This window comes from Streptomyces sp. NPDC101225 (genome assembly GCF_044767585.1).
Lineage (GTDB): Bacteria > Actinomycetota > Actinomycetes > Streptomycetales > Streptomycetaceae > Streptomyces.
Genome location: NZ_JBIWOE010000024.1, coordinates 115,243 through 140,991 on the forward strand (window position 1 = coordinate 115,243; position 25,749 = coordinate 140,991).

At 70.6% G+C, this 25,749-nt stretch carries 20 protein-coding genes and 2 pseudogenes; 8 read left to right on the top strand and 14 right to left on the bottom strand.

Annotated features, from left to right (window positions below; genetic code table 11):
- Positions 1-482: 482 nt before the first annotated feature.
- Positions 483-1,340, bottom strand: a complete 858-nt coding sequence (locus ACIRPX_RS29095; RefSeq protein ID WP_404200702.1) for an SDR family oxidoreductase — start codon at positions 1,338-1,340, stop codon at positions 483-485.
- A gap of 91 nt (positions 1,341-1,431) precedes the next feature.
- On the opposite strand from ACIRPX_RS29095, the gene ACIRPX_RS29100 reads away from it, so the two are divergent.
- The gene (locus ACIRPX_RS29100; RefSeq protein ID WP_404200704.1) at positions 1,432-1,893 is read left to right on the top strand and encodes a MarR family winged helix-turn-helix transcriptional regulator; all 462 of its coding nucleotides are present in this window, start codon (positions 1,432-1,434) and stop codon (positions 1,891-1,893) included.
- 342 nt (positions 1,894-2,235) lie between these two features.
- Here ACIRPX_RS29100 and ACIRPX_RS29105 read toward each other — a convergent pair.
- Both ACIRPX_RS29105 and ACIRPX_RS29110 read right to left on the bottom strand, forming a co-directional pair.
- A pseudogene (locus tag ACIRPX_RS29105) lies at positions 2,236-2,469 on the bottom strand (transposase); the annotation flags it as partial.
- A 579-nt stretch (positions 2,470-3,048) separates the two neighbouring features.
- Positions 3,049-4,101 (bottom strand): threonine/serine dehydratase, encoded by a 1,053-nt coding sequence (locus tag ACIRPX_RS29110; protein WP_404200706.1) that lies wholly within the window; start codon positions 4,099-4,101, stop codon positions 3,049-3,051.
- A gap of 426 nt (positions 4,102-4,527) precedes the next feature.
- Between ACIRPX_RS29110 and ACIRPX_RS29115 the strand changes: the two genes are divergently transcribed.
- The 4 genes from ACIRPX_RS29115 to ACIRPX_RS29130 all read left to right on the top strand — a co-directional run bounded on the left by ACIRPX_RS29115 (position 4,528) and on the right by ACIRPX_RS29130 (position 10,594).
- A complete protein-coding gene (locus ACIRPX_RS29115; protein ID WP_404200708.1) occupies positions 4,528-5,997 on the top strand; it encodes a dihydrolipoyl dehydrogenase family protein in 1,470 nt (489 codons plus the stop codon).
- A 333-nt stretch (positions 5,998-6,330) separates the two neighbouring features.
- A complete protein-coding gene (locus tag ACIRPX_RS29120) occupies positions 6,331-6,975 on the top strand; it encodes a GAP family protein (RefSeq protein ID WP_404200710.1) in 645 nt (214 codons plus the stop codon).
- An 850-nt stretch (positions 6,976-7,825) separates the two neighbouring features.
- Positions 7,826-9,646, top strand: a complete 1,821-nt coding sequence (locus tag ACIRPX_RS29125) for a glycoside hydrolase family 15 protein (protein ID WP_404200712.1) — start codon at positions 7,826-7,828, stop codon at positions 9,644-9,646.
- Between the two features lie 3 nt (positions 9,647-9,649).
- A complete protein-coding gene (locus ACIRPX_RS29130) occupies positions 9,650-10,594 on the top strand; it encodes a cyclase family protein (protein WP_404200714.1) in 945 nt (314 codons plus the stop codon).
- A gap of 21 nt (positions 10,595-10,615) precedes the next feature.
- Here the strand turns inward: ACIRPX_RS29130 and ACIRPX_RS29135 are convergent.
- Positions 10,616-10,729 (bottom strand): annotated as a pseudogene (locus ACIRPX_RS29135) (dihydrofolate reductase); the annotation flags it as partial.
- 186 nt (positions 10,730-10,915) lie between these two features.
- Between ACIRPX_RS29135 and ACIRPX_RS29140 the strand changes: the two are divergent.
- Together ACIRPX_RS29140 and ACIRPX_RS29145 are read left to right on the top strand one after the other, a co-directional pair.
- Positions 10,916-11,401: a gluconokinase gene (locus ACIRPX_RS29140; RefSeq protein WP_404200742.1), complete on the top strand. Its 486-nt coding sequence runs from the start codon at positions 10,916-10,918 to the stop codon at positions 11,399-11,401.
- Positions 11,402-11,575: 174 nt separating this feature from the next.
- Positions 11,576-13,156 carry a GMC oxidoreductase gene (locus ACIRPX_RS29145; RefSeq protein ID WP_404200716.1) on the top strand — a complete coding sequence of 527 codons (1,581 nt, stop codon included), beginning with the start codon at positions 11,576-11,578 and terminating at the stop codon, positions 13,154-13,156.
- 39 nt (positions 13,157-13,195) lie between these two features.
- Here the strand turns inward: ACIRPX_RS29145 and ACIRPX_RS29150 are convergent, their stop codons facing one another.
- The 4 genes from ACIRPX_RS29150 to ACIRPX_RS29165 all read right to left on the bottom strand — a co-directional run bounded on the left by ACIRPX_RS29150 (position 13,196) and on the right by ACIRPX_RS29165 (position 18,004).
- Complete coding sequence (locus ACIRPX_RS29150; RefSeq protein WP_404200718.1) at positions 13,196-14,236, bottom strand: cytochrome d ubiquinol oxidase subunit II; 1,041 nt, start codon at positions 14,234-14,236, stop codon at positions 13,196-13,198.
- On the bottom strand, positions 14,236-15,723 hold the full coding sequence (locus ACIRPX_RS29155) for a cytochrome ubiquinol oxidase subunit I (protein WP_404200720.1): 1,488 nt from the start codon (positions 15,721-15,723) through the stop codon (positions 14,236-14,238). The genes ACIRPX_RS29150 and ACIRPX_RS29155 overlap by 1 nt, the downstream gene beginning before the upstream one ends.
- Before the next feature lie 100 nt (positions 15,724-15,823).
- Complete coding sequence (locus ACIRPX_RS29160; protein ID WP_404200722.1) at positions 15,824-17,164, bottom strand: NAD(P)/FAD-dependent oxidoreductase; 1,341 nt, start codon at positions 17,162-17,164, stop codon at positions 15,824-15,826.
- Positions 17,165-17,170: 6 nt separating this feature from the next.
- On the bottom strand, positions 17,171-18,004 hold the full coding sequence (locus ACIRPX_RS29165; RefSeq protein WP_404200744.1) for an SDR family oxidoreductase: 834 nt from the start codon (positions 18,002-18,004) through the stop codon (positions 17,171-17,173).
- Positions 18,005-18,670: 666 nt separating this feature from the next.
- Here ACIRPX_RS29165 and ACIRPX_RS29170 point away from each other — a divergent pair.
- Positions 18,671-20,014, top strand: coding sequence for a chloride channel protein (locus ACIRPX_RS29170; RefSeq protein ID WP_404200724.1), 1,344 nt, complete (start codon positions 18,671-18,673; stop codon positions 20,012-20,014).
- A gap of 199 nt (positions 20,015-20,213) precedes the next feature.
- Here ACIRPX_RS29170 and ACIRPX_RS29175 read toward each other — a convergent pair whose 3' ends face one another.
- The 6 genes from ACIRPX_RS29175 to ACIRPX_RS29200 all read right to left on the bottom strand — a co-directional run bounded on the left by ACIRPX_RS29175 (position 20,214) and on the right by ACIRPX_RS29200 (position 25,598).
- On the bottom strand, positions 20,214-21,497 hold the full coding sequence (locus tag ACIRPX_RS29175; protein ID WP_404200726.1) for an AI-2E family transporter: 1,284 nt from the start codon (positions 21,495-21,497) through the stop codon (positions 20,214-20,216).
- Between the two features lie 519 nt (positions 21,498-22,016).
- Positions 22,017-22,706 (bottom strand): zinc ribbon domain-containing protein, encoded by a 690-nt coding sequence (locus ACIRPX_RS29180; protein WP_404200728.1) that lies wholly within the window; start codon positions 22,704-22,706, stop codon positions 22,017-22,019.
- Positions 22,703-23,161, bottom strand: coding sequence for an XRE family transcriptional regulator (locus tag ACIRPX_RS29185; protein ID WP_404200730.1), 459 nt, complete (start codon positions 23,159-23,161; stop codon positions 22,703-22,705). Before ACIRPX_RS29185 ends, ACIRPX_RS29180 begins: the two co-directional genes overlap by 4 nt.
- 93 nt (positions 23,162-23,254) lie before the next feature.
- Entirely contained in the window at positions 23,255-24,625 is a 1,371-nt protein-coding gene (locus tag ACIRPX_RS29190) for an MAB_1171c family putative transporter (protein ID WP_404200732.1), read from the bottom strand.
- Complete coding sequence (locus ACIRPX_RS29195) at positions 24,618-25,232, bottom strand: ParH-like protein (RefSeq protein WP_404200734.1); 615 nt, start codon at positions 25,230-25,232, stop codon at positions 24,618-24,620. Before ACIRPX_RS29195 ends, ACIRPX_RS29190 begins: the two co-directional genes overlap by 8 nt.
- 207 nt (positions 25,233-25,439) lie before the next feature.
- On the bottom strand, positions 25,440-25,598 hold the full coding sequence (locus ACIRPX_RS29200; protein ID WP_404200736.1) for a hypothetical protein: 159 nt from the start codon (positions 25,596-25,598) through the stop codon (positions 25,440-25,442).
- Positions 25,599-25,749: the final 151 nt, after the last annotated feature.

Here is a 25,749-nt window from a genome sequence, read left to right on the forward strand (position 1 = left end):
GGCCGCCCACCAAGTGGCGGTACGCCCGTCACGGAAGGTACGCCCGATGCGCGTCCAGTCCTCAGGATGGTCCGCAACCCTGCAGGTCAGCGGGCGGGTTGCGTCGACCGGTGAATGAGCATCGCGTCCGTGGACCCGGGTGCTGTGCCGGTCTTGAGGGCCATCACGAACGGCAGGCCGGCCGCATGTAGATCGAAGGCGGAAGCTGTCCTCGCCGCCATCACCGCAGTCGGCGGCCACCGCGAGGAAGACCAGCCCGGCCGACTTGGCCCGGGTGGCCAGGTCGGCCGCGATCTGCAGTTTGGTGCGAAACCCCGGGTCGTTCCTGCCGCGGGAGAGGTGATAGGCCGGGGTGCAGGGGCAGGCCCCGGCGGACGCGCAGCTGGAGCATGGTGCGGGACGGTGGGGAAGCGATGTTGTCGAGCCGTGAAGGCCTCACCGGGGGTGCGAGAGTGGGATGACGCCCGTCGGGCGCACGACCGTCAGGCGATCCAGGTATTGGTCAGGCCGAGGACCGCGGAGCCGTCCAGGTCGGCGAGCTTGGTGGCCACGAAGCCACGGGCCCAGTCGGAGGTCTGCAGACGGAAGGCGGGCTCGTCGACGGTCAGCGCCTTGAGCACCGACTCGGCGGCGCCCTCGGGGGTCTGGGCGGCGCTGTCGGAGAACTGCGCGATCGTACGGTTCAGGTAGGCGCCCAACTGAGGCGCGTACACACCGGCCTCGGCGACGGCGCCTTCCAGGTCGACGCCGACGTTGGCGACGAACTCGGTGGCCACGGCTCCGGGTTCGATCACGGACACGGACACACCGTGCGCCGCCGCCACCGGGGCCAGGCTCTCCATGTACCCCTCGACGGCGAACTTGGCTGCGCAGTAAGCCTCGTTGAACGGCTGCCCGACCACGCCGCCGACACTGCTGACGGTGATCAGACGACCGCCGCCGGCACGCAGGTGGGGCATGGCCTCCTTGGAGACGTTGACCACGCCGAAGAAGTTGACCTCCATGACCTTGCGCACCTCGGCCACGGACTCGTTCTCCATGGTGCCGAGGTGTCCGGAGCCCGCGTTGTTGACCACGGCGTCCAGACGCCCGTGGTCGGCGAGGACACCCTCGATCGCGGACCTGATCGACGCCTCGTCCGTGACGTCCAGTCGGCGGATGTCCAGCTCCACACCCGCCTCGGCGGCGGCCTTGCGCAGGGCGCCGGAGCGGCTCGGGTCCCGCAGCGTGGCGACCGTCGTCCAGCCCGCCCGGGCGGCTGCGACGGCGGCGGCGAGACCGATGCCGGAGGAGGTGCCGGTGATGAGGACGACCTTCGGGGACTGGGAGGGGGAAGACATCGCGGAACCTTTCGTACGGGACGAGCATTTAAGTGCGTGTACACACACCATACGTATGTGTGTGCGTACACGCAAACGCTAGACTCGTGACATGGTCAAGAAGAAGCTCGCGCAGGCGGGGATGCCGGTCGCCGACTACGCCTTCTACGGGCTGGTCTGGGCCGGAAGTGTCCTGACCGAACGCGTCGACCGCGCCCTGAGCAAGGCGCACGACCTTCCCGTCTCCTGGTTCGAGGTCCTGCTCTGGCTGGCCGCCAGCCCGGATCCCGTGCCCGTCTCGGTCCTGGGCAACAGCACGATGCTCAGCCGCAGCCAGGTCTCCCGCGTCGTGGACGCCCTCCAGGGCCGCGGCCTGGTCGCCCGTACCCCCTCGGCCCGGGACGCCCGCTCCGTCGAGGTCACTCTCACCCCGGAGGGCCACCGCCTCTTCGAGGCGGCCGACGCCACCCGCCGCGAGAGCCTGGCTCCCGTCTTCACCGACCTCCTGGACGAGGAAGACCTCCAGGCCCTCAGCAGGGTCTGGCAAAAGCTCAAGGCCGACAAGGACACCTGAGGGCTGTGGCGCATGGAGTCCGCTGGACGACCGGTCCGCTGGTGGACTACCCCAACGGTCGTTCTCCCACCCCGCTGGACGACGAACAGAGCGAGCCGGATCAGACCTGCGTGACCGTCCGCCATCGCACCATCGCGGGTCCGGGCTTCTGTCGACCCGCGGATCGGCCTACGGGAGACGACTTCCGCACCCTGGCCGACTTCGCCCGCTCCCTGGACGCTCAACGAACCATGAGCTGAGCACATCGCCGGCTCCCCGGGTGGCTGGTGCAGTGACCGCGTAGACGCCTCGGGGCGCCAACTCGTCAAACCGCGACCGCGAGTTGAACGGGGAAGGCCATGCGGCGAGTTCGGCGGTACCGGCGCGGGTGTCCCACTCGCGCGGGCGGTAGCCGTTGCGGTGGTTGACGCGTTCGTCGCTGACCTGCCCGTAGTCGGCGTCGCAGAGGGCGTCGGCCTCCGCGGACATGAGCGCGTCGGCGAACGTCTTGACCATCGCGCGCAGCAGATCGGGACTCACCGCGGCGAGGTTGTCCTCGGCGAGGGCGTGCAGGGGCAGACTGTCGGGTGCGGTCATCGTGCTGATCTCCTTCGAGCTTCGACATCTCGAAGATGAGCCGGTGGCCGTTGTCATATCCGGTCCCTCACTCCGACGCCCGTACGCCGACTGTCCGACGGATGGGACTCCCGCTCCCCCGCCGGGACCGACCCGTACGCCCGCGCCGAGGCCTCCGGTTCCGGGCTCGACCTCAGCCCCGGCACCTTCGACGATGCCCATCCGCCGGCCCTCTCTCCGAACCGTGCCGCGACAGGCCGTACGCCGCCCCTCGCTCGGCACTCAGCGTGGCGGAGGCTGTTCCGCGCGGTCCACTCCACGTGCCCGCACGCTCACACCACGTACGGGATGCCGCCCTCGCGTGTCCCGTAGCCGGCCGCCACGCCGGCGCCATGAACCATGCGTCTCCCCAACTCGACGCGCCGACCCGCAGCTTCACCCACCTTCGGTCCGCAACGTGACGCGAGGGCCTTCGGCGACAGGACGTAGGCGGTTTCGGCCGTCCATGCGCCCGAACCACACCTGCGGTCTGAGCGATTCGACGCAGGACATCGCGTGGACCGGCACCGGACACGACGCCGGTCTCTTCGTCGGACAGGCCTACGTCAAGTCCGTCCTGTCATGCACGAGGTCGCCGGGGTCGGTGTTGGCCCCGCACAGGACGACACAGATCTTCTCGCCGTTGCCGGGAAGGTAACCGCGCCCCTCGACGACGGGCCCCGTGGACGAGTCCCGCCGTCGCCGGCCCGGTGAGGTGAGGGCAGCCAGAGCCGTGGCAGCACCGTGCTCGACAGCAAGCCTGCGGTGGTCCCACAACGCGCGGCGGGTACGGATGATCTCAGCGTCCGAGACGAGCACGGAGTGCACGCGGTCCTGCTGGGCGGCGTGCAGCGCCATCTGGGAGGTGCGGCGAGCTCCCAGGGAGTCCGCGGCGACCGAGTCCAGCGGAACGTCGACCGGGCGACCGGCCTGCAGGGCGGCATTCAACGCCCGACAGAACTCAGGTTCCACCGCCACCGTGCGGATGTTGTGGTGGCTGGCGGCGGTGGCAACGCCGGCGAACAGGCCACCACCGCCGACGGCGACGACCACGGTGTCCAGATCCGGGATCTGCTGAAGGATCTCCTCCAACAGGGTCCCGGCTCCGGCGGCGATCAGGGGATGGTCGTAGGCGTGGGAGGTCAGGGCACCGCTCTCGGCGGCGAAGGTCTCGCACGCGGCCAGCGCCTCCGCGTACTCGGTACCGGTCAACCGGACATCGGCACCGTACGAGCGGAGCTTGGCGACCTTCACCTCCGGCGCGTTCGCCGGCAGGAAGACCGTGGCCTGCACACCCTGTTGCCGAGCGGCCCAGGCACAGGCCATGCCCGCGTTGCCGCCGGAGGCGATGGTCACCCCCGCATCGGGAAGGGTGCCGGCCTCGCGGTGCGCCTGGAGGAAATTCTGCGCACCCCGGGCTTTGAAACTTCCGGTGTGCTGCATGAACTCAAGTGCCAGCCAGACGTCGCAGCCCTGCTCATCCCCTTCGCCGAGCTCACCGCCGGATGCGGTCGGAATGGCATCCGCGTCGACGGGCGCGAGAGCCACGGGACGGACGCGTCCGGTGATCCGGTCGGCTGCGTCCTTGATGTCGCTGTAGGTGAGGTGATACACGGTCGTGCTCCTGCAGAGTGTGAAGGCCTTCTTCGGCTCGGCACGGCATCAAAAAGGCAGTCCGCACGCAACCCGAAAGTCTCTGTGCGCTGCCGGATCGAGGGCCTCGCACCCGATCCATCGACACGGCCCCGCACCGACTCCGTACCGATCATTCTGCTTGCTCCAGCCCGCTCCCTGTATCCGGCTCCATCGAGAAGGACGATTCGGCACGGCCCCGACGGCGCCTGGACTCGTGAACATCACAACGTAGCCGCCGAATTGGACTTGCCCCGAGTACGGACCCGCAGTCGGCGGTTCAGCAGCGCGGCTGCGGGCGCGCGTCGGCCGGTCATCTCGCGCCGCGTATGAGCTGAGCGCAGGCTTGCAATAACGTACGAACGGGACTTCGGCCCGATCGTCCCTCCCCCGCAGAAGGAGCGCGATATGGCCGCGACAGTCAACCCGGACCGCTCACAGTGGGACGTGATCGTGCTCGGTGGTGCCGCAGCCGGCGAGAACGCCGCCCAGTACGCGAGCCAGTACTCGGGCCTGTCCGCCGTGTTGGTGGAGGACGCATTGCTGGGCGGCGAATGCTCGTACTGGGCCTGCATGCCCAGCAAGAGCCTGCTTCGACCGGTGGAAGCCGTCGATGCCGCCCGATCCCTGCCCGGCGTATCGGCCCATCTGGATCCGTCCGCCGTGCTCAGCCACCGTGACGAGGTGATCAACCACCTTGACGACACCTCGCAGATCAACTGGGCGCTGCAGTCCGGCATCGACGTCGTGCGCGGCTACGGGCGCCTCGCCGGTCCACGCACCGTCGTCGTCACGAAGAGCGATGGAACGACCACCACGCTCTCCGCCCGCCATGCCGTCGTCATCGACACCGGCTCTCACCCGGCCCTGCCGGACGTTCCGGGTCTGCGCGAGGCGCTCCCCTGGACCTCTCGAGATGTGACCACGATGCGTGAGGTGCCCGCTCGCGTGATCGTCCTCGGTGGAGGGGTGGTCGCCTGTGAAGCAGCCACTTGGCTGCACGGGCTGGGCGCCGAGGTGAGCGTGGTGAACCGCGGTCACCGACTCCTGTCGAAACAGGAGCCCTTCGCGGGCGACCTCGTCGCCGCGGAACTCGAGCGTCAAGGGGTGAAGCTGATGCTCGGACGGACCGCGTCCCAGGTGCGGCGCTCGTCGGTCCGCGATACCGGGCACGGCCGGGTACACGGGGGTGAGATCCAGGTCACCCTGGACGACGGCACGAACATCGCGGCCGACGAACTCGTCGTAGCCGCCGGTCGCATCCCCAACACCGGCGACATCGGGCTCGACACCGTGGGACTGCCGGGCGGCGGCTACCTCGACGTCGATGAGCACCAGGGCGTACACGGCGTGGACGGCACCTGGCTCTACGCCATCGGGGACGCCTGCGGACGCGCGCTGCTGACGCACATGGGCAAGTACCAGGCCCGCGTCGCGGGCGAGGTCATCGCGGCGCGCGCCGCCGGTCACACCGACCTGCCGTCCGCGGCGGAGGGACACCGCGGCTTGCCTCAAGTCGTCTTCACCGACCCCGAGGTGGGCAGTGCCGGACGCACTGAACAGCAGGCACGCGCAGACGGGCTCGACGTCGAGACCGCCGAGTACGACCTGGCCGCCCTCGCCGGCACGTATGTGCTGCGCCCGGACTACCGGGGCCACGCCAAGCTTGTCATCGACCGCGCGGACGACGTGATCGTGGGGGCGACGTTCGTCGGGACGGGCATCGCTGAACTCGTACATTCCGCGACTACGGCAATCGTCGCGCGCATCCCCTTGTCCGTGCTCTGGCACGTCGTGCCCAGCTATCCGACGGTCAGCGAGATCTGGCTCCGCCTCCTGGAAACAGCCCGCCGCCGGCGCCAGGGCGGCGACGCGTGACCGTGATCGACGGCCGGCTGGGCCGCGTCAGCGCCCCACTCCTCGTGTGGCCGCCCCCGAGGTACGGACGTAGGGTCGACTGAAGGCCCGACGGCCTGGTGCCGCCGCGGCGAGCGGCCGCCCGCCGGGTGGGGTACGGCTCGAACCCGGCCCGAGAGGAAAGACCGTACGAGCAAGCGCCTCCCCGGTCGGCGCCGGACCGGAGAGATGCACAGGGCTTTCGTCAACGTCAAACTCGTGGAGGGCGTCTCAACGCTATGGCTACGGCCCTGACGGACGTCTTGGTCCAGTTCGAGGGCTCCGACGCGTCCCGTGCCAGGAGCGGCTGATCCGATGGTCCTCGACCTGGTCGTGATCGCTACGGCCATCACTCTGGGGCCTTTGCACAACAGCGCTTTCATCCTGCTGCTCTCCTCGCGGCGCGGTGTCCGCCAGGGCCTTGCGTTCCTGTTGTCGTGGCTGGCCAACCTGATTGCCGTGATCGCCTGCGTGGTGCTGGTGACCGGAGGGCATCCTCCGGCCCGTCACAGCGTCCCCTCGACTGCCGTGATCGACGCGAAACTGGCCATCGGCCTGGCACTGGTGCTGTATAGCGCATACCGGCATCGCCGACCGCCCCGCCCGCACGGTCCGCCACGATGGGCCGCCCGTATCGACAACGCGTCTCTGGCCGCGGCGGCCGGTCTGGCCTGGCTGCTGCAGCCCTGGGCACTGGTCGGTGCCGGCGCCGCGACCGCCGTCGACGCGGACCTGTCCACTCTCTCCGACTGGCTCGCGCTGACCGGCTACTGTCTGCTCGCCACACTCAGCCTTGTCGCCATGGAGCTCTTCACGGTGCGGGCGCCCGACGTCGCGAACGCGCGGTTGAACGCTCTGCGAACCTGGCTGGAGCAGCACCAGGAACAGCTGATCGTCATGCTCTCCCTGGTCACCGGTCTGTGGTTGACAGCCCGGAGCATCGCCGATCTGGTCGCCTGACGGCGACGCCCCGGGGCGGACGTCTCGCGCACGCGCCTCCTGATCGACGCCCCGGCGTCTTCTCTTCCGTCATCGTGATGTAGGCGGCGTCGTCGGGGGTCGTGTCCCTGACCCAGGCCAGGGCACCCAGGCCACACCTCGACAAGGGGAGGTAGTCATGCCAACTCCGAAGGCCGGTGGCCCTGTCGCGGGGCCGCGAAGGCGGTGACGGGGAGGAGTGGCGTGCCGCCGCGCCCGGCGTGTGCCGCGCCCGTGTGCATGCCGCTCTCGACCGCGTCGCCGTCGGAGTTCCGCGCCAGTCCGGGAAGGACGCCAAGGACAGGAAGTACGCGAAGGACGGGAAGGACGGCAAGGACGGGAACGCCGCGAACGACGACCAGGGGGAGGGCGTAGCGACCGCCGGTGAGCAGCCCCGTTTCCCGGAGGTGCGAGCGGCCGGGCGCACCAGTCGGAGCAGAATCGTCGCCATGGGCGGCCTCCGTCGCTCGACTTGCGGCCGCACGGGATGCGACGGCGCCCTCGTGCCGGGGACGGGTCCGCGTGTGGCCGGTCGACCACGTTCGGTAACACCTCTCCGGGGCTGCCCGGCACCCGAAGGCGGTGCTCGGCTCCGGCGGCCGAGGTGGCGTCGTCCGGCGCGGCGATCGGCAACTGCACACCGGCGCCCGTGCCCACGCCCGGTCGACCTTGCGTCACAAGGGCGTCGGCGCGCGGCTGCCGCATTCGAACGCCGGCTGCCGTGGCCGGTGCCCCTTCGGCCGTCGGGCCTCGACCGCGCCGGCATGGCAGGGACTGCAGGGGTGCCGGATAGTGGAGGGATGCAGGGGGTTCCCGAGATTTGGGAGCAGCAATGGACCGCTACCCTCCCATCGCCGAACACGGCCTGGTGGGCGACTTGCAGACCGCCGCGCTCGTCTCGTCGCAGGGCGTCGTCGACTGGTTCGCCGCTCCCCGGTTCGATTCGCCCAGCATCTTCGCCGCGCTGCTCGACCACGACGGCGGCGGGTACATGCGGTTGGCCCCCGCGCATCCCGACGCGACCTGCAAGCAGCTCTACTACCCCGACACGGCGGTTCTGGTGACCCGGTTCATGTCGCCGGACGGGGTGGGCGAGGTGGTCGACTTCATGCCTCCGGACCGGACCCGCACCGCGACCGACCGTCACAGTCTGCTCCGCGTGGTGCGTGCCGTGCGGGGCACCGTCGACTTCACGCTCGAGTGCCGGCCGCGCTTCGACTACGGCCGGGCCGAGCACGAGCTCGAACTCGGTGACAGCGGCGCCGTGTTCAGGGCCCCCGGGATCGACGCGCACCTGCAGTCCACCTTCCCGCTGGAGCGGGACGGCCAGGACGTGCGCGGCAAGGTGACGCTGCGCACCGGCGAGTCCGGCGGTGTCGTGTTCACGGTCTGCGCGTCCGGCGGCCTGGCGCCGGCGTCTCCCACGGTCGAGGGCCTCACCGGGCAGCTGGAGGAGGTCAGCCGGTTCTGGCAGCACTGGCTGCGCCGGTCCCGCTACCGCGGACGATGGCCCGAGCTGGTGCACCGTTCGGTCATCACGCTCAAGCTCCTCACCTACGCCCCCACCGGCGCCCTCGTCGCGGCGGCCACCATGGGTCTGCCCGAACAGGTCGGCGGAGAGCGCAACTGGGACTACCGGTTCACCTGGGTACGCGACGGCGCGCTGTCGGTGCGGGCCATGCTGGATCTCGGCTTCGTCGAGGAGGCCACCGCCTTCGTCCACTGGCTGATGGACAGGCTGCGTGAGCGCGAGGGCAAGGAGGAGGAGGCGCTCCAGACGATGTACCGGATCGACGGCGATCCCGACCTGCCGGAGGAGACGCTCGATCACTTCGAGGGCTACCGCGGCTCGTCCCCGGTCCGCATCGGCAACGGCGCCGCCGACCAGCTCCAGCTGGACATCTACGGCGAGGCCCTCTACGCGGTGTCCCACGGGCGCGAGATCGCCCAGCAGGCCAGCTTCGGGGGATGGCAGACGCTCGCCAGGACGCTGGACTGGTTGGCCGACCACTGGGACCGGCCGGACGAGGGCATCTGGGAGACCCGCGGCGGCCGCAAGGACTTCACCTACAGCCGGCTGATGTCGTGGGTCGCCTTCGACCACGGGCTGCGCCTGGCCGACCACTTCCGCCGGCCCGCCGACGTGGAGCGGTGGCGCACGGCGAGGGACGCCGTGTTCGACCAGGTCATGGAACGCGGCTGGAGCGAGAAGGAGCGCGCCTTCGTCCAGCACTACGACGGCGACGTCCTGGACGCCTCGCTGCTGCTCATGCCCGCTGTCGGCTTCACCGCTCCGTGGGCGACGTCCTGGCTCTCCACCCTTGACGCGATGGACCGCAAGCTCGTCTCCGACAGCCTTGTCTACCGCTACGATCCGGCGGCATCACCGGACGGACTGCGCGGCTCGGAGGGCACGTTCAGCCTCTGCACCTTCCTTTACGTCGACGCCCTGGCCCGGGCGGGGCGGCTGCCCCAGGCCCGCTACGCCTTCGAGAAGATGCAGACGTACGCCAACCACGTCGGCCTGTTCGCCGAGGAGGTCGGTCCGAGCGGGGAGCAACTGGGCAACTTCCCGCAGGCGTTCACCCATCTGTCCCTGATCATGGCCGCCATCACGCTCGACGAGGCGCTCGACGCGGAACACGGACGCTGACCCGTGGTCACGCGTCCGAGTCCGGCACGACCTCCGCGGCTGACCGAGGACGAGTTCGACGTGCTCTACCGGCGCATGGTCACACGCGCCGCCTGGGCCAGGGGTGATCGGGGTGCCCTGGCCGCGCTCACCCCCGCGCGGGTACGGGCCGCCACCCGGGAGGTGCGGACCGGCCGGACGGTCACGCTCGCCGCGCCGGTGGAGACGCGGTCCGGTCCCGACGACCCGGAGCCCGCGCGGCACACGATGACCGGGCAGCCGCGGGAACACGCCCCGGGCAGGCTCCAGTTCGCGAGGGACAGCTTCGCGATGAACGTGCACGACGATGCCGACAGCCACCTCGACGCCCTGTGCCACGTGGTCTACGACGGCACACTGCACGGCGGCGTGAGCGCGAGCAGCATCACGGCGGACGGCGCCACGGCACTTTCCGTCGAGGCGGCGCGCGACGGGATCGTGGGACGTGGCGTGCTGTTGGACATCCCGCGGCTGCGCGGCGTGCCGTGGCTCGAACCGGGGGATCACGTGACCCTCGACGACCTCACCGCGGCCGAGACCGACCAGCACGTCCGCGTGGGCGAGGGCGACCTCCTGTTCGTCAGGGTCGGCCACCGCCGACGGCGCAGGGAACTGGGCGCCTGGCACGCGGCGGACGCACGCGCGGGTCTGCATCCGTCCGCGATGGAGTTCCTGGCGGACCGGCGGGTCGCCGTGCTGGGCGGCGACGGCAACAACGACACCGCCCCGAGTTCCACCGAGAGGGTCGGCTTCCCCGTACATGTGCTGGCGATCCACGCCATGGGCCTGCACCTGCTGGACTACCTGCAGTTCGAGGATCTGGCACCGCTGTGCGAGGCGGAGGGACGATGGTCGTTCCTCTGCGTGATCGCCCCGCTGAGGCTGCCGGAGGCCACCGGCTCCCCGGTCAATCCGATCGCCGTCCTGTGAGCCGTCGCGCCCCGGCTCCTGATCACGGGCCGTCCTCAACCGTCCCGTCGCGAGTTCGGCGAGCACCGCGTCGGGGCCCACCATCGCTCCCCTGGCCACGTCCACCGGCAGGGCGCCGTCCCGCATCAGCGCCAGGAGGCGGTGCGGTCGGCCGGCGCGAGGCGAAAGCCGGTACGCCGCACTGTGGGGGGCGTGTTCGGGCCTCTCGCCGGACGACGTGCTGCTCGCCGCAGCCCCTTGCCGACGGCCGGCTGCGAACAGGCGCCACCTCGGAGGAACGTTGTGCGAACCACTCACAGGGCCACCGGAGTCGTCGTGGTCATGGGCGTCTCGGGGTCGGGGAAGTCCACCGTGGGACGACTGCTCGCGCGACGGCTCAAGGTGCCTTTCCTGGACGGGGACGACGTCCACTCCCCCGCGAACCGCGCCAAGATGGCAGCGGGCCATCCGCTCGACGACGAGGACCGCCGGCCGTGGCTGCTGTCCCTCGCCGACTGGATCCACGAGGCGATCGACGACGGCCGCGGCGGGGTGATGGCGTGCTCGGCCCTCAAGTACGCCTACCGGGATGCCTTGCGCGGGGCGGGCGCAGGTGTGTGCTTCCTGTATCTGGCGCTCGACCGGGTGACCGCCGGCCGGCGGGTCGCAGGCCGCGCCGACCATTTCATGCCCGCCCGGCTGGTGGACTCCCAGTACGCCGTCCTCGAACCGCTGCGGCCGGACGAGCCCGGCCTGACCGTCGACGCCGCGGCCGACCCGCGGGTGATCGTCGACGAGGCGGTACGGGCACTGGGCGAGATCGACTGACCGTACACCCGTTCGACATTGCCCGGTCGCCGCCACCCGCCAAGCCGGATAATTTGGAAACCGGCGCCGCATATCCCCACTGCGTCAGCGGCCGTGCGGAACGGCACAGCCCGGAGACCCCCGGACGGGCGCTACGGCCAGGACAGCCGACGACTCCGAGAACGGGGACTCCCCATGGCCGACGATCAGCACTACGACGTCATCGTCATCGGTACGGGCGCGGGCGGCGGTACGCTCGCCCACCGGCTGGCCCCCACCGGCAAACGGGTCCTGCTCCTGGAACGCGGCGGCTACCTGCCACGGGAGCGGGACAACTGGGACTCCACCGCCGTCTTCGTCAAGGGCAAGTACCGCGCCCCCGAGTTCTGGTACGACAAGGACGGCCACCGGTTCCCCCCTGAGGTGAACTACTACGTCGGGGGCAACACGAAGTTCTACGGTGCCGCGCTCTTCCGGCTCCGGCCCGAGGACTTCGGCGAACTGCGCCACCACGACGGCATCTCTCCGGAATGGCCCATCCGCTACGAGGATCTGGAGCCGTACTACACCCAGGCCGAACACCTCTACCTGGTGCACGGCCGGCACGGCGAGGACCCCACCGAGGGGCCGACCGGCGCACAGTACGCCTATCCGCCGGTCGAGCACGAGGCGCGTATCCAGCAACTCAGCGACGACCTGGGGAAGATCGGCCTTCACCCCTTCCACCTGCCCATCGGCGTGAACCTCACCCAGGACGAGCACGGCCGGGCCACCCACGACAGCGTCTGCATCCGCTGCGACCGGGTCGACGGCTTCCCCTGTCTGGTGGGCGCCAAGTCCGACGCACAGGTGATCTGCGTCGACCCGGCCCTCAGGTACGACAACGTCACGATGGTGACCGACGCGAACGTGCGGCGCCTGGAGACCGACCCGACCGGACGCACCGTCAGCAGGGTCGTCGCCGAGCTCGGGAACGGAACGACCGAGACGTTCGGCGCCGACATCGTGGTCGTCGCCGCCGGTGCGGTCAACTCCGCCGTTCTGCTGCTGCGTTCGGCCAACGACAGGCACCCCGGCGGCCTGGCCAACAGCTCGGACGTGGTGGGACGCCACTACATGCGCCACAACAACCTGGCCCTGATGGCCGTGTCGAAGGAACCGAACCCCACCCGATTCCAGAAGACCCTGGCGCTGAACGACTGGTACCTGGGCGCGGACGACTGGGAGTATCCGCTGGGCGGCATCCAGATGCTCGGCAAGTCGGACGCCGACCAGATCCACGGCGAGGCACCACGCTGGGCCGGTGCCGTCATGCCCGACATGCCGTTCGAGGTACTGGCGCACCACGCCGTCGACTTCTGGCTGTGCGGGGAGGACCTCCCCCTGCCCGAGAGCAGGGTCACCCTCGACAAGGACGACGCCGTCCACCTGGCTCTGGACGAGAAGAACAACATCGCCGGGCTCAGGCGCCTCCAGCACAAACTGCGGGGGGTGCTCGGCCACCTGGGCATGCACGAGCACCACCTGCTGGATCACAGCATCTACCTGCACAAGGGCATGCCGATCGGCGCCACCGCGCACCAGGCCGGCACCGTGCGCTTCGGGCACGACCCGCGCACTTCGGCCCTCGACGCCACCTGCAAGGCCCACGACCTCGACAACCTCTACGTCGTGGACACCAGCTTCTTCCCCAGCATCGGCGCGGTGAACCCGTCCCTGACCGCCATCGCCAACGCCCTGCGGGTCGGCGACCACATCGCCGCCCGACTGAGCTGACGAGCAGTCACCCGCCCTCAAGGAGCCGACGCTGCGCCGCTACAGGTTGTCCCCCGGTGTTCTGGCGGCGCCGGTGTCGGCGTCGGTGAGTTCCTCCAGCTCACCCATGGTGTCGAGCCGGTAGAGCAGGACCAGTGCCGGGCCGACCAGAACGACCGCGATGCCGGTGACGATCATCAGCCACCGCAGGGTATGGGCGGCACCGGCCGCCTCCGCAACCGTCAGCGAGGTGGGAAGCGCGTAGGGCCGCTGCGCGAAGCCCCAGGCGACAACGGTCAGCGCGACGCTCGCCACCGAGGTGCCGCGGGACCAGCCGAAGGACCGGCGCCACAGCAGCAGCACCGTGGCCAGACCCGCCACCGCGGCCAGCATCACCAGGAGCAGGCCCAGGCCCCGGGTGAGGCCGACCCAGACGTAGCGGGCGTCGTCGTGGGTCACGGGCAGGCCGATGAGGGCGAGGACGACGACCGCGGCGAAGGCGGTCAGCGCCCGTCGGCGGAAGTAGTCGACGAGGTCTTCGGCGCCGAACCGCACCGCGTCGGAGCAGAGGAAGACCGCCCCGAGGAACGCGGTGGCGGCGATGGCCAGCAGCCCCACGAGGACGGAGGTTCCATTGGCCCAGGCGTCCACGGAAGCGGCCGTGCCGACCGTGGCCCGCCCGGAGGCGACACCGCCGAGCACCGTGCCGAGGAAGAACGGCGTCACCAGCGACGAGATGGCGAACATCGCGCCGTAGACCCGCTGTTGGGCCAGGCGGCGGGTCGGCTTGCGCAGGGCGAACCCGGCACCGCGGAGCACCAGTCCTACGGCGGCAAGGGCCAGCGGCAGCCACATCGCGGAGAAGACGGCCTGGAACACCGTCGGGAACCCGGTCCACATGACGACCAGAACGAAGATCAACCAGACGTTGTTGACCTCCCACACCGGTGCCATGGCGTGGTCGACGAGCCAGCGGGGCCGCTTGCCTCGTTCGGCGCCGCCGGCCAGCAGGTCCCAGAAGCCCGCGCCGTAGTCGGTGCCCCCGGCGCAGGCGTAGGCGGCGATCGCGATCACCAGCACCCATGCGCTGAGCGCGGCCACTACGACGCACCGCCGGAGGTCTTGCCGGACCCGCGCTCCGGCGCGGCCCCGGCGGTCGCGGGCACGGGCTCGCTTCTGGGCCCGTACGGGGTGTCGGTCTCCGGCGGCAGCTCGGCGCGCGCGGCGGCCCAGCCTTCGTCGGCGATGCGCCAGCGGGTGCGCATCGTGAGGACGACCGCGAGGAACGCGCCGAACACGGCCACGTACACGACCATGACGATGCCGAGCATCGCCCACAGCGATCCGGCGCCCGCACGGGTCACCGCCTCCGAGACCCTCATGTGGTGGTAGACGATCCACGGCTGCCGGCCGACTTCCGTGGTGATCCACCCGCACTCCACGGCGATCAGGCAGGCGGCTCCCGCGAGAGCGGCGCAGCGGTAGAACCACCGGTTGCGTGGGTTGTCCCGATGTCTCCACCAGGACCATGCGTACCAGAGCGCGAGCAGGATCAGCACGCTGCCGACGGTGACCATGATGTCGAAGGCCCAGTGCGCGACGGTGGCCTGGACGACGGTGGGGCGGTCGGAGGCCGGCACCGACGTCAGCCCGGTCACCCGGGTGCTGGGCCTGAAGCCGGCGAGGATCGAGTCCAGCTGGGGGATCCTGAGTCCGCCCGAGACCGTCCCGTCGGCCTTCAGCCGTCCGAACACGTACTCCGGTACGTGCGTGTCGGTCCTCCAGACGAGCTCCGTGGCGGCGAACTTGATCGGCTGCTTGTGGAAGACGGCGCGGGCCGCGGAGTCGCCGAGCACGAACTGGACCGGGGTGAGGACCGCGGCAACCGTGAACGGCACGGTGAATCCGAGCCGGTGGTAGCGGTCGCGGCGCCCGCGCAGCCAGCCGACCGCGTACACACCGGCGACCACGTAGCCGGCGGTCAGGAGCATCGCGACCACGAAGTGCCAGTACTCGGGGCCGAACATCGGGGAGAAGACGGCCTGTTGTACGTCGACGTCGATCGGTCTGCCCTGGGCGTCGAGGCCGAACCCCTGGGGGGTGTTCATCCATGAGTTGGCCGCGATGATGCCGAACGCCCCCATCAGGGCGGCCAGCGGAAGCGGCACCGCGAGCCAGAAGTGGGTCCAGGGCCTGAGCCGGCGCCATCCGTAGAGATAGATCGCGATGAGGACGGCCTCGAGGAAGAACGCCCATGCCTCGACGCCGAACCCGAGGCCGAAGACGTCGCCCCAGCGGCCCATCATGCCCGGCCACAGCAGGCCGAACTCGAAGGACAGCACGGTGCCGGTGACGATGCCGATGGCGAACTGGACGGCCATCACCGCCGACCAGCGCCGCGCGAGCTGGAGGGCGACGGGGCAGTCCCGGCGCAGCCCCCGGTAGTGCATCAGGAGGGTGATGAAGGGCAGGGCGACTCCGAAGGGGACCAACAGAATGTGTGAGGCCAGGGTGAAGGCCATCAGTTCGCGAGCCGGCAGGAGCTGGGCCGGGACGTTGTTCGCCGCGAGGACGGCGGTACTGAGCATGTGCGCCTCGATGGTCTGCCCTGCGGGGCTGGGCTGAGGAGGGACGGGATGCGGTGCGGGGGCTGCGGAGGACCGGCCGGGGCGGCCGGGGCGGCCTTACTCAGGGAGGCGGCGGTGGCGGTTTCGGTCCGGGCGCCCGGTCTGCCGAAGTGTCCGTGCCGCGCGCGGTGAATGCTCGTTCGCGGCGTGAGCCGGTGGCGAAGGCGACGGACCAGCCGAGCACCGCGCCCAGCCGGCTGCGGAAGCCGGTGAGGAAGGCCAGGTGGATGAAGAGCCAGGCCAGCCAGCCGGTGAAGCCGGACAGGTGCAACGGGCCGGCCTTGACGACGGCGCGGCCGCGGGCGATGTAGGCGGCGCTGCCGATGTCCAGGTACGTGAAGGGCTTCTGCTGTTTGGTCCTGCCCTCGACGGCATGGCGCAGGCTCCGGCCGGCGTAGGCGCCCGACTGCATGGCGACCTCGGCCAGGCCGGGCAGCCGGTTGAGACTCATCACATCGCCGGTGACCCGGATCTCCGGATGGCCGGGGACGGTGAGGTCGGGTTCGACGAGGATGCGGCCCGCCCTGTCCTGTTCGGCGCCGGTCGCCCGGGCCAGCGCGGCGGCGATCGGCGGGGCCTCGACACCCGCCGTCCACAGCACGGTGCGTGCGTCGAACCGGGTCGTCCGGCCGTCGTGATCGCGTACCGTCAGGCCGTGCGCGTCGATGCCGGTGACCCTCCTGCCCAGGTGGAGCTCGACGCCGAGGTGCCGCAGGGACCGGGCCGCACGATGAGCCAGCTTGGGACCGAACGCGCCCAGCACCGCGCCCGACCCCTCGAAGAGCAGCACCCGGGCCTTGGCGGATTCAATCCTGTGAAACTCCCGGTCGAGCGTGTGACCGGCGATCTCCCTGATCTGTCCGGCGAGTTCGACGCCGGTCGGTCCTCCGCCGACGAGCGCGAAGGTGAGCCACTGCTGCCGTTCCCGGTCGTTCGCCGCCGTCTCGGCCATCTCGAACGCCCGGTAGATCCGTCGGCGGATGTCCAGCGCATCGTCCAGGGTCTTCATGCCGGGGGCGTGCGCGGCGAACTCGTCGTGCCCGAAGTAGGACTGGCGCATGCCCACCGCCACGATCAGATCGTCGTAGGGCAGTTGGACCATGGCGCCCCCGGGTCTGCGGGCGTGCACCAGCCGGGCGCCGGCGTCCACGTCGGTCGCCTCGGCGAGCACGCATTTCACGTTGTGATGGCGCCGCAGGACCCCGCGGAGCGGTTGGGCGATCTGCCCCTCGGACAGGATCCCGGAGGCGCACTGGTACAGCAGAGGCTGGAAGAGGTGGTGGGCACGGCGGTCGACCACGGTCACGGCCACCGGTGACTGCCGCAGCGCGCGGGCGGCGAACAGCCCGGCGAACCCCCCACCGAGGATCACCACCCGGCGGGGCGTGACATGATCCTGCATCGGAGATCAGCCTCCGGTGGCGAAGCCGGGGAAGAGCGTCATTCCGCCGTCGACGTAGAGGGTGGTGCCGACGACGTAGTCGAGCAGGTCGGACGCCATGGCGACAACGGCGTTGGCGATGTCCTCCGGGTCGCCCACACGGCGGTACGGGATGAGGCGCAGCAGATCGGCCTCGGCCTCCGGGGTGGACCAGGCGTCGCGGTTGATGGGCGTGCGGATGGCACCGGGCGCGATCGCGTTGACCCTGATCCTCTTGGGGGCCAGCTCCTGGGCGAGGGTCTGCATCAGCATGCCCACACCGCCCTTGGAGGAGGCGTAGTTCACGTGGCCCGACCACGGGACGATCTGGTGGACCGAGCTCATGCAGATGATCTTTCCGGCCGAGCGGGAGACCTCCTCCACCACGCCGCGCCGGATGAACTCCTTGGCCGCCTCCCGCGCGCACAGGAACTGGCCGGTCAGATTGACCTCGATGACCTTCTGCCACTGGGCGAGCGTCATCTCCGTGACGGCTGCGTCCCGCTGGAGGCCCGCGTTGGCCACCATGATGTCGATCGTGCCGAACTCCTCGACCATCCGCGCGACCATGGCGGTCACCTGGTCCTCGTCGGACACGTCGGCCTCGTGCGCGTAGGCGCGGACTCCGAAGCCCTCGATCTCCTGCACGACCTTCTCTGCCTCGTGCGCACCGACGACGTAGTTCACCACCACGTCCGCTCCAGCCCGCCCCAGCGCAACGGCGGTCGCCAGGCCGATGCCCGAGTTGGCGCCGGTCACGAGCGCTTTCTGCCCCCTGAGAAGCTGTGCGGACGCCCCACGATGCTCGACTTCTGCTGCCACCACGATCTCTCCTTCGGCGCTTGGGACGGCAGGCCCGCCGCCCCGGAGAGCCCACGGCCGTGCGGCCGGGAACGGGCGACTCACGGGAGGCCGCCGAGCCATGGCCGGCCCGCCGGGGCGGGGCACGAAAGCCGTCGCATACCCGGCTTCCCGACGGAAACACCCTGCGCCGGAGACGGGACGGACCGGCACGCCCCACGAACGTATTTCGGCCGCACTGCCACCCGGCCGGGCTACGGCCGCACCGGACCCTCCGGGCTTCTCCCGCGACGCCGCGCGTGCAGCGCAGCGCAGCGCGCGATCTGCGGCAGAGACCGTTGCCCCGTCGCTTGCCGTGCACGAGTGCCCATGGCGGCTCGCCACCGCGGATCGTCCGCGGCCGATACGTCGCAGAGTGCGCGTGGACTCCGGTCCAGCCGGAAGACCGCCGCGCGGCCACGGTCCGGCACTCGGCAACGTCGGCGGACGGCGGCCGACCGCGAGCAGAGCCGAGCCACCGAGTGTATGTTCATGTCGATATGTGACGATCCGCCATACGGTGTTCACGCTGACGCGCCACCGGGCGCGGCGCCGAACTCGGGAGGACTCATCGCCGGAACCACGTCGGGGAGCGGCTCCGGGCCGCCGCCACGCGGTCAGCCTCCGGAAGCCGATCTGCTACGGACGATGCTGGGCAGGCCGGAGTACCGCAAGGCCTTGGTCTTCTGCGGCCTGATCGGCATTCCGGTGTCGCTCATCGCCTTCTGGTTCCTTGTGGCGATCCACCAACTGGAACAGCTGCTCTGGACGGACTGGCCCAAGCACCTGGGCCGGCAGCACGCACCCTGGTGGTGGGGGCTTCCCCTGCTGACGGTGGCCGGTCTGATCGTCGGCCTGGTGGTCAAGCACCTCCCGGGCCGGGGCGGACACGTTCCGGCCGGTGGCCTGCACTCGGGCGGTGTCACCCGGCAAGCCCTGCCGGGTGTTCTCATCGCCGCTCTGGCCGGCCTGCCACTCGGCGCGGTGCTGGGTCCCGAGGCGCCACTGATCGCGATGGGCGGCGGACTGGCGCTGCTCTTCGCGAAGCTGGCCCGGGCACCGGAGACCGAATCGAGCACGGCACTGCTCGGCGCGGCCGGCGCCGCCGCCGCCATCTCCGCACTCTTCGGGAACCCGGTCGTGGGGGCCGTACTGCTGATGGAAGTGGCGGGTGTGGGCGGACCGCAGCTGTACGCGGTGATGCTGCCGGCCCTGCTGGCCAGCGGGGTGGGAGACCTGATCTTCACCGGGTTCGTCCACTGGACCGGCTTCGCGACCGGGAGCCTGAACATCGGTCTGCCGACACCGCCTCCCCTGGACTGGGCCGACGTGCTGTGGGTGCTCCTGCTGGCACCGGCCCTCGGCTTCCTGGTCCACTGGGTCTTCGTGGGTGGGCGCTACACGGCGCGCTTCGTGACGACCCGGACGGTGCGGAACACCACCCTGTGCGCGCTGGGCGCTGCTGTCTCCATCACGCTCTACGCGGTGGCCACCGGACGTTCACCGGCCGACGCGGCCCTGTCCGGGGAATCCGCCCTGACCGACCTGGCCCGGAATCCGCATGCGTGGCCGGTGGGCGCCCTCGTGGCGGTGCTGGTCTTCAAGAGCCTCGCGTACACCCTGTGTCTGGGCGGCCTGCGCGGCGGCCCGGTCTTCCCTGCCCTGTTCCTGGGCGGGGCGGCCGGTGTGCTGCTGGCGCCGCTGCCCGGTCTGGGGCTGGTGCCGGCGATGGCGGCCGGGATGGCGGCCTCGGTGACCGCCGCCCTGCGGCTGCCCGTGAGCAGCGTGGTCCTGGTCGTACTCCTGCTGGGCAATGTGGACACCGTGGCCCTGGTGGTGCTGGCCGCCGTGACGTCCTTCATCCTCGTCCAGCGACTGCCGCAGGGCCCGCAGATCCCCGCGTTCGGCGAACAGCCGAGCCGACCGGCCACGGCACCCGGTCCCACCGCCCCACGGGGGGAACACCGTTCAGGCCCGCGGGACGACGGCTAGACCGGCAGCGCGTCCGCCGAGCGGCGACTGGTGCTCGACCGGAAGAGTTCAGCGGGCAGCGCGATGGCGACCGGAAACACGAACGGGCCGTGACGATCGAGACGATCGACAACACGAGGACGAACGCGCTCCCCCGCTGGACGGCGACGACGTCCGGGAGACGCGCCTTCTCGTTGCGCCGGTCAGGTCTGTCAGTCTTTCACCGCGGCAGCGCCGCTCGCTTGACCGAGCCTGTGTCTCGGTCTGCTGCCCTTCCCCGTCGGCCCGGATCAGGCGGGCCGCGCAGTTCGCCGGACACCGCCCAGGCCACCGACACCATCGGCACCGCCACGACCGCGCCGATCACTCCGGCCAGGATGCCGCCGGCGATGACCGAGACGGCCACGACGACCGGGTGCAGCCGGACCGCCCAGCTCAGCACCAGCGGATGCAGTACGTGGCCCTCGATCTGGCCGACGACGACGATCAGCGCGAGCACCACGAGCGCGATGACCGGCCCTCGTGAGGCCAGGGCGACCACCGTGGCCACGCTCAGCGCGATGGGTGACCCCACCAGCGGGATGAACGCGGCGAAGAACTCCAGAATCGTCAGCGGCAGGGCCAGCGGCACGCGCAATGCGAACAACGCCATGCCGACCAGTACGGCGTTGGTGGCCGCCACGATGACGATGCCCCGCGTGTACCCGGCGAAGGTCCGCCAGGCCGCGCGGCCCGCACGATTCCACGGGTCGCGCGCTCGCGGCGGCAGCCATCCTTGGAACCGGTGCCAGAACCGGTCGCCGGAGTGAACGAAGAACAGGGAGCAGAACAGTGCGAGAACCGCCGCGGTCAGCACCTCCACCAGCCGTCCGGCGCCCGTCACAGCGTTGCTGATCAGTGTGGAGCGATGCTCGGAGACGAAGGTGTTCACCTTGCTCTGAAGGTCCTCCGTCACCGTGGGGCTCACATGGAAGGGCGAGCCCTGCAGCCACCGCTCGATGCGCCCGATGCCGCCGCTGAACTGCTGCCCCAGCCGGTCCCATTCGCTCGCCACCAGCTCGCCGACCAGCGCCAGCAGGCCGAGGAACACCATCAGGCTTCCTACGACACTCAGCACCACCGCCAGGGTTCTCGGCATCCACCGCGCCAGCAGATCGGCGAGGGGACGCAGTACGGAGGTCACGACCAACGCGAGGAACAGCGCCACGGCGACCAGTTGCAGACGGCCCAGAATCACAAAACCCGCGTAGACGGCCGCACCGAGCACCAGCAGCCGCCATGCGTAGGCGGCACCCACCGTCAACCCGTGGTGTACGACCGCGCCGTCACCGGTTCGCCGCACCACTGTCGAGGCCCGGTGCGCCCGGGCCACCGCCCCCACTCCGCGAGCAGGCCGGCTCCCCAGCACGACGTAGCGCATGCGTGGCTGCCCGCGACCGGCACCACGACGGCCAACGTGTTCCGCACCCGGCTTTCGGTACGGCCGACGCGAAGCGTCGCTCACCTGCACGTCACCGCCTCACGTCGTCGGGACCACGCAGCTACGTGTCCCCCAAGCGGTGACCTTCTAAAATCGACGGTGCACCGGCGGACCAGGCCGGACCGAATCGCGCCGTGTCTTCGGCATGGTCTGCGCCAGGTCACTCATCCGGAAAAGGGACTGCGGTTCCCGGCGGACAAGGCCAGGGGACAGGCCCGGCGTACGCCCGTCAGCAGGGCCGCCGAACAATCCGCGCCGCACCCGCGGCCGTACGGCCCCCGCGTGAGGACGTCCGCTGCCGGGCCACGCAGGACTGCACGGCCGCGAACTCCGTCCGGCGCCCATTGCGTCCGGCACCCGTCCGCGCCGCGCTCGGTGGGACGCGGGCGGACTCCGACAGCCGTCTCTTCAACGCGTGGTCCACCGACGCCACCCGTACCTGCTCGTTCGGCCGACAGCACGTGACACGCATGTCACCCGTGCGCGTCTCGACGCGGCCTGGCGGGGGCCTGTCGGTGGAAGGCGCCTGCGCCCCAGGAGGACCTACCTGCGAGTGCCGCAGGAGGGGCAGAAGGCGGCACCCTGCGGTACGGGGTTCCGGCACGAACCGCACGGATCGGCCTGGGCCAAGTGATGCCCGCAGCCGGGACAGTAGGCGGCCCCCCGGGTCTCGGTGGAGCACTGGGGGCACACCAACTGGCGGGCGGTGTTCACGTCGAAGCTCTGGCCGCTCTGCTGCCCGACGGCGTAGGAACGGTCGGACACCGCGTCATTGAGGCCCTGCTGCCGGGCGGCGAGCGCTTCTGCCGCCGTGTCCGGCAGGCACTGCAGGCACATTCCCTGCCCCGCGTTCCAGCAACGGTCGCAGACGTAGTCCGTGCACCGGGGGCAGCGGTTGAAGTGCGACTGGGCGCCGTCGATGGCACGGCGGAACGCCTCGTCCCTGGCCGAGCCCCAGCCGGCCTCGGCGAATCCGTCCACCGCGCGCGAGGCGCTGTAGCTGTTGCCGCCGAGGAGCCCGGAGGTGAAACCGGAGACCTTCTGGGCCCAGCCCGCCATACGGCCACGGTTGTACGGCTCGAAAGGCGAGCGCCACGTGTCGCGGCAGCGGGAGCAGTAGAAGTCGAACTGGAAGCCGGCGCCCGACCCGTACTGCTCGCACTGGTCGTGGTAGTTGTTGCTGAAGTAGATCTCTCCGCCGCTCACGCCGTCCCCCATCTCAGCTGTGTTCATGGTGTTGCGTCCCGTTCCTCGTGGCGCTGTTCTCGGCTTCGCACCGCTTCGTGGCGGGCGATGACGTCGATCAGCTCGCCGACGGTGTCGAGTCCCTCCGGCGACAGTCCGACCGCGCGCAGGGCCACTCGCTGCACTCCCACGTCCCGCAGGGCTCCCAGGACTTCGAGCTCCCGGCCGATGGCCGCGGCTTCTTCCCCGTCGAAGAAGTACGCGGGCGGCACCTGGAAGAAACCGGCGAGGGCTTCGAGGTGACGCTTGGTCGGGTTGTCGCGGCGCCCGGTGCGCAACTGCCACAGATAGGTGGCGGAGAAGCTCTCTCCGGTCGACTCACGGCACGCGCGGGCCACTTCCTCGTTGCTGTGGGGCGTGCGGTCGGGACGGCGGACCACGTGGAAGAGTCGTTCGATCTTGTCGGCGAGCGACTGCGTCCCGTCTTTGTCCGTCTCAGGCATGTCCCGACCTCGGCTTGAGCCAGCATGTATGTGAGGTGCAGCGAGATTCATCTTAGTTCACATGGCACTGATTCGGCCAGGACTGAAAATCTATCAGCTCAGATGGAGGCCAGCTCCACCGTCTTCACATGGGCTGCCATCTTGGCGGCGTTCGCCAGGATTCTCACCCCGACCCTCCCGATCCTCCCGATCCTCCCCGTCGGCCCGTGCCCGTGCCCTGCACTCCCTCACGACCGGCGAGGACGCGAAGGCCCGGCTCACCCTCAACAGCCAGGCGGCCTCGTCGTCCAGGGACCCGCCCACCCCCAGCGAGACCTCGGCCTCCGTCGCCCTTCCGTCCTGCGCCCGTGGCCCGGTCCCGCCCTTCGCGGACTCCGCGGCCCTGTCCAGGGCCACCGCGAGCACGGCCGCATCGCGCACCGCGGTGTCCTCGGTCTGCTCCGCGACCCAGGCCGGGACACTGGGATGGACATGGGGTCGCATCGCCAGGCAGCCGTCGCGGATCTCGATCACCCTGCGGTACAGGGCGAACTGCGGGCGGCTCGCCGGGCCCATGCCGGTCCGGGTGCCGAGCGGTGCGCCTGGGCGGGCCAGGGAGATCTCCGGCGCCGCCTCGCACAGCGCGGACCACAGAGGCCGCAGTGCACGGTGCGTGCGCCGGGCTCGCAGCCACTGCGCCGGTCCGGCGGCCGGAGCCCACCAGGCGGTCGTGGTGGCGCCGAGCGCCCCCAGGATCAGGCAGGCGCTGCTGAGCACGACCGAGACCGCGTCCTCGTCGATGTCCTGGCGTCCCGTCAGCAGAACCCGGACGACATCCTCGACGCTCCACAAGGCCCACAGCACTCCGACACCGGCACTCATGACGATCAACCGCAGCCCGGCACGGACGGCCCCTGGGCCGATACGACGGCTGTGGTGCACGATCAGCGTGATGAAGACCGCCAGACACCACAGCAGGTACGTCGTGTAGACGAGGTCGGAGGTGGCGAGCGCGGCCCGCTCCGGCCCGCCGTGCACCGTCAGGAGGCGATCGGCGCAGCGAGGCCGGGCGAGCACGAAGAGCCCGGCACACAGGACGAAGAAGAGGAGTGACATCGGGCGGTTGGGGGCGGTGACGCCGTGGCCGGGGGCCGCCTCTTGCCCGGAGTAGTCTGCCGCCTGCCGTCCCGGTGCCCGATGCCCCAGGGAGAGGGCCGCGGTGGTCAGGGAGAACAGGGCGGCGATCCTGAGCCCTCGGCTCAGTACATAGGCCGCGTCCGGCAACAGGGCGGCCGCCGTGCCGTGGGCTCCGGCGCCGGCGAGTTCGGAGGGTGAGGGCACAGTCATCGCGGCGCCCATGCACAGCCCGAAGACGAAGAGGTTCAGCAGCCCCGGCACAGCTCGGTTGTCCCGGGTCAGCCGCCATTCGTACCCCGCCACCGACAGGGCCAGCACGGCCGGTGTGAAAGCCGCCCCGCTAGGCATCGGCGGCGCCCGTGCCACCGTCCGGCCCGGCCGCGGTGCCATGCGGCGCGCCCACCAGCCAGCCCAGTCGGGCCTGCCGTCCGCTCAGCACGGCCGTGCGTCTTCGCCGCGACTCGTCGCGGCCCACCCGGTGCAGGATGAACGAGGCGAGCAACTCGGCCTCCTGCTCCTGGGGATCGGAGTACACGGAACGGCCCAGCACCCGCCGCACCAGCTTTTTCGGCAACTCGGGTACGAGAGCCGCCGCGCCGGCCGACGGCCCCTCCGACTCGTGGTGCCCGCACAGCAGATGGGCCGCCTCGTGCAGCAGGATGTGCCGCCGGTGCAACTCGGTGGTGTCCGCGTCGTAGACGATGTAGTCGGCGTCCGCCGTGGTGATCAACAGCCCGCAGGGCACCGCCACGCGCCCTGCGACCGGGAGCAGTTCGACGACGCGTCCGCGCTGCCGCGCGAGTTCCCGGATGAACTCCACCGGATCGAACGGATCCGGCAGGACGAGTCCCTCCGCGACCCGTTGGCAACGCCGCCAGGGGTCGTCAGGGTCCGAGGTACGCAGGACCCGGAACGGCCACGTCCTGCGTATGCGCCACCCCCGGCGCTCGACCATGCGGGACTCCTCTCCCGGGCAGGCGACCGCCCACTCTCCCGTGCCGCATCCCGCCCGGACCGGCCCGGCCCCGGATCACGCACCGCTCCGTGCCGCGAATCGTCGATCGATGGGAAGGGTCAGCATATCCACGGACGTCAAGTGCCCCTTGCGGGGGCGGCGCCCTCTCTGTGAGGGCCGCTCGCCACGGCTGGAGGAGACCCGAAGCTACGGGCCGCCGGGGCGAGGCCGGCAGACGACCAGTGCGCCCGCGACCGCGCCCCGTACGACGACCTTCTGACGGCCGAGCACACTGAAGATGTCGCCGATCAGCCGTTCGACCATCCTGGGCGGCGTCGACCGGGTCAGCCGGTCGATCGTCACCACGGACACCCCGCCGACAACGGCAACGCACCCCGGACAGCCCTCAGGGCAGTCCCTGGTCGCCCATTACCTTCCTCGTAGAGCCCGGTTCGGGTTCGTGGCCTTCGGGGCCGGTATGACTCTTTGCCCCTGTCCTTGATGATCCGGGGGGTGC